The sequence below is a fragment of the Halorubrum sp. SD690R genome, assembly GCF_005435035.1.
Lineage (GTDB): Archaea > Halobacteriota > Halobacteria > Halobacteriales > Haloferacaceae > Halorubrum > Halorubrum ezzemoulense.
The window spans coordinates 1-1,480 of record NZ_SGTV01000082.1 but is presented as its reverse complement, the minus strand read 5'-3'; the positions used below and the strand labels follow the sequence as shown (position 1 = coordinate 1,480).

The 1,480-nt window shown below is 58.3% G+C and carries 1 protein-coding gene; it reads left to right on the top strand.

Annotated features, from left to right (window positions below; all coding sequences use genetic code 11):
• Window positions 1–1,293 (top strand): transposase (locus tag EXE41_RS18465; protein ID WP_137691776.1); only part of this gene is annotated, 1,293 nt, incomplete at its 5' end.
• Between the last annotated feature and the right edge of the window lie 187 nt (window positions 1,294–1,480).

Sequence of the window (1,480 nt, the reverse complement as noted above, 5' to 3'; positions counted from 1 at the left end):
ACTGTGCCCGACCAGTCGACGCTCTGGCGGAGTTGGCACTATCGGTTCACCTCCGACCTCCGCGAGTGTATCGAAACTGCCGCGCGGACGATCCTCTTCAAGGCGTCCGACGCTGGGGTTTCGGTTCCACGGACCCCGCCGCGTACAATTTCGCGTCGCCAGACCGATGACGACGAGCCGACCGGCCCATCTGCGTTCGAGCGCAAACAACAGCTCACGACTCACGTCAGCCACCTCGTCTATCCGGTGTTTTCGCTCGACCGTGCGAATGGTTGTGCTATCCACGAGAACGCGTTTTGGAACCTTCAAACGTATCTCGGCCTTCAAGAGAACCTCGCTGCCAATGAGGGCGCTCGCAGCTTCCGTTACGACACGACACGCGAGCGGACGCCTCTCGGTCATAATCATCGAGACCAGATACGATCCCTGTCTATCGAGCGCATCCGTGAGATGTATCACGAGGCTGCCCAGCGACTCGTCAATCGGACGGCCCAGATGCGAAGCCTGTACCAGCGTAGCTGCATCGCTATCGACACGACGGAAGCTGACCCGTTCACCGGTGACCGGACGGGCCACGAAGACGAGATCATCGGCACGAAAGAGAAGACCGCCGAGTACGCCTATCAGTGGGCGACCGTCCAGATCGTCGGTGATTCCGTACCACTGGTTCTCGACGCACGTCCCATCCGGAAGGGTGACACCCGCCTAGAGATCGTCGAGGATCTCCTCGATTCGGCAATGGGGCTTGTCGACGTTGACCGCGTGTTCATGGACCGAGAGTTCGACAGCCAGCATATTCTCGAAGCGATAGCCGACCGGGGGGTCACATATGTCGTACCAAAGCGGATGCACACCAGCGAGAAAGCCCAAGCCAAACGACTGCTTCAGCGCGACCAAGACCGCTACGTCACCGACCGCAAACTCCATCTGGGGAACAACGAGTGGCACGAGACGACGCTCCAGTACCGTCGAAAGAAGAACTCGGACCGGACGGATTACGGGCAGTACGCCGTGTTCATGACTAACGGCAACCCCAGCGCGATCACAGAATATGGGAACCGCTGGGACATTGAGCGCGGCTACAAGTCGATCAAGCGGTTCATGGCAGCGACAACGTCGAAAGATTTCGTGCTGCGATTCTTCTATTTCGCGTTTGCGTGTCTCCTGTATTCGATCTGGCGGGGGATCGATATGCTGTTTCAGTGTGAGAAAGGCGGTGTGTACGACCGTGAACCCGTTGTAACGGCGCAGAACACGCTGACATTGCTCCGGCAGGAGACAGGGATCGGGTAGCGACCATCTAAGACTCAGAGGGTGCCTCGACTCGTGAGCGGCAGCGCTCTCGTGATAGTCGGTCAGTTCCCGTAATGGTTCGATGACCGATACGAAACCGCTCTCGGAGGCATCGCTCAACCGAGGTTTGCGCACCGATTCAGTCGAAATCACACATCTCACACCCGCTGTAGTCTCAACTTCCACA